Raw genomic sequence first — 2,591 nt, 5'->3', positions numbered from 1 at the left:
CTTACATAGACGTGGATGCGCTAGTAATAAGGCGTTCCAAAACAGCAGAGCGTTCTATCCTTTGCGAACCAAGAGTCGAATATGAAGCCCACAACGCGCTGGCGCGCAGAAGAGTGTGTTTGATAACGTCTGATTTGCGAATTTGAGCATACTGTTTTTTCGGGAATGAGCGCGAAGATCTTTCGGGTCTGAGCATGGGCACGCCGACCATCCCGGTTCGGCCTAACGTTGTCGTTGCATCGGTTTCGACGACGGGAGGCTGAGAAAGGAAATGATCGGCGTGGACAAGATCGACGATATCAGAAGGCTGGGCAGGTGCGGGGCGAGCGTCGCATCGATCGCCCGGAGCACCGGGGTCTCGGAGCCCACGGTGAGGAAGTACCTTAGAAAGGCGGACTTCTCCGAAAAGCCGCCCAGGGTCGGCAAAACCCCGAAGTCGCCCCTGCTCGCACCCCATACGGACCTGATTGACTCGTGGCTACGCGAGGACAGGCGCTGCTGGTTCAAGCAGCGCCACACGGCCAAGAGGATCTACGACAGGCTCGTCGAGGAGCGGGGTTTCGAGGGGTCGTACTCGACCGTGCGTAGATATGTGAAATGCAGGCGCACCGAGCTGGCGGCGGGGCCCGACTCCCGCGAGGCACAGGGGTTCCTGCTGCTCGACTGGCTGCCCGGCGAGTGCCAGGTCGACTTCGGGCAAGCCGACTTCCGCGTGCGGGGCGTGCTCACCCGCGGGCACTTCCTGGTCGTGACGTTCCCGCACTCCAATATCGGGTTCGCGCAGGTGTTCTGGGGGGGGGACGGCCGAATGTGTCTGCCAGGGGCTCGGGGACGTGTTCGAGTTCCCGGGAGGCGTGCCGCTGCGCGCCGTGTTCGACAACGCCACCGAGGTCGGGCGCCGCGTCGGCGCGCAGATCGTCACCTCCGAGCAGTTCCGCCGCTTCGCCGCGCACTACGGTCTGGACTACAGCTTCACCAACCCCTACTCCGGCAACGAGAAGGGCTCGGTGGAGAACAAGGTCGGGGCGCTTCGGCGCAACCTGTTCGTGCCGATACCGCAGTTCTTCGACGTGAAGGGTTACAACAAAAGGCTCCTCGAGGCGTGCCTGAAGGCGTCCGACGGCAAGCCCCGCTACCGAAAGGGCGCGACCGAGCCCGAGCTCTTCGAGGACGACCGCGCGGCGCTCTCGCCCCTGCCCGCATCGCCCTTCGCGTGCGTCACGTGGCTCACCAGGAAGTGCGACAAGCAGGGCGGCTTCAGGGCCGGCGGGAACCACCGCTACTCCGCCGGCCCGGAGATGGCCTCCCGCGAGGTCGCCGTCGCCATGGGCGCCTTCGACGTCACGGTCGTCGGGCCCGGCGGCGAGGTCGTCGCCGAGCACCCGCGCGAGTGGGGCGACGCGCCGACGGACTCCGCGGACCCCGCGCTCCAGCTGAGGCTGCTCCGCGCACGTCCCGGTGGGTGGCGCAATGCGCTCGCTCGAGGCGACAGGCGGCGTGGACGCCGCCACGCTCGAGCTGTCGGCCGCCAGGGCGGCGACGGGAGACGCGCTGGTCGAGTACGACGAGCCGGTGGACCTCGCGGGGTACGACCGGGCCTTCGAGCTGCTGGAGGGAGGTGCCGCGAGTGCCTAGGCTGACCGACGAGGAGCGCGGGGAGTTCTCCTCGCGCGCGAGGTCGCTGTTCATCTCGAGGGCGACGATAGCGTGGTTCCTCGAGACCGCCACCCCCGGCCAGCTCTCCGCGTGCTCGGGGATGCTCGCCCGCGAGCTGGAGTCGCGCGAGCGGTCGAAGCGCGCGAGGCTGCTCAGGCAGGCCAGGTTCCCCGTACCCAAGGCCGTCGAGAGGGGTTCGACTGGTCCCACGTCCGGTTCCCGGAGGGCTGGGGCCGCGAGGTGATGCTCTCGCTCGACTTCGTCGGGCGCGCAGAGGACCTCATCTTCCACGGCCCGACCGGCCGCGGCAAGACCCACATGGCCACCGCGCTCGGCATCGAGGCGACCCGCCGCGGCATCCCGGTCAGGTTCCACCAGACCGCCTCGCTCGTCCTCCAGCTCGGCAAGGCGAAGCGGGAGGGGACCCTGGACAGGCTGATGGCTGACATCGGGTGGGCATCGCTGGTCATACTGGACGAGTTCGGCTACGTTCCCTTCGACGTCGACGGGGCCCGCCTGCTCTACCAGGTCATATCGGATTCGTACGAGAGGAGGAGCATCGTGTTCACAACCAACGTGGAGTTCAGCCGCTGGGGCACGGTCTTCGCCGACGACAAGCTCGCCGCCGCGATCGTGGACCGCGTCGTCCACCACGGCAGGCTCGTGGAGTTCGGCGGCCCCAGCCACAGGCTGGAGCAATCGCTCATGCTGGGCAAGTCAGGAAGCTAGCGGCGTGCCCGTGCCGGAACCCGAAGAAGTTTCGTGACCGAACCCGAAAGAAGCGCATGCCCATTTCAAAAAAGAAGACTTGACCAAACACAAAGAGGAAGAGAACTCATGAGGGCCGGCAAACCGATCGGAGCATGAGCACGCTCACCCTCAAAGCCGTAACAGATCGACTTGCCATCCTGGACGCGTGAATATAAGGCGCCCCC

The 2,591-nt window shown here is 66.2% G+C and carries 3 protein-coding genes; all 3 read left to right on the top strand.

What is annotated here, in order from left to right; genetic code table 11:
• Positions 1–833 precede the first annotated feature (833 nt).
• Genes H6A16_RS10455 through H6A16_RS10940 form a run of 3 tightly spaced genes read left to right on the top strand, consistent with a single transcriptional unit; the run spans position 834 to position 2,385 of the window.
• Positions 834–1,640: a Mu transposase domain-containing protein gene (locus H6A16_RS10455; RefSeq protein ID WP_204618952.1), complete on the top strand. Its 807-nt coding sequence runs from the start codon at positions 834–836 to the stop codon at positions 1,638–1,640.
• Positions 1,628–1,900 (top strand): hypothetical protein, encoded by a 273-nt coding sequence (locus H6A16_RS10945; protein ID WP_275052375.1) that lies wholly within the window; start codon positions 1,628–1,630, stop codon positions 1,898–1,900. Before H6A16_RS10455 ends, H6A16_RS10945 begins: the two co-directional genes overlap by 13 nt.
• Positions 1,900–2,385 (top strand): ATP-binding protein, encoded by a 486-nt coding sequence (locus H6A16_RS10940; protein WP_275052376.1) that lies wholly within the window; start codon positions 1,900–1,902, stop codon positions 2,383–2,385. The genes H6A16_RS10945 and H6A16_RS10940 overlap by 1 nt, the downstream gene beginning before the upstream one ends.
• The last annotated feature ends 206 nt before the right edge of the window (positions 2,386–2,591 follow it).

It is taken from the genome of Collinsella tanakaei, from assembly GCF_016900375.1.
In the GTDB taxonomy this organism is placed as follows: Bacteria; Actinomycetota; Coriobacteriia; order Coriobacteriales; family Coriobacteriaceae; genus Collinsella.
The sequence above is the reverse complement of the archived record's forward strand: the minus strand, read 5'-3'. Positions and strand labels throughout refer to the sequence as shown.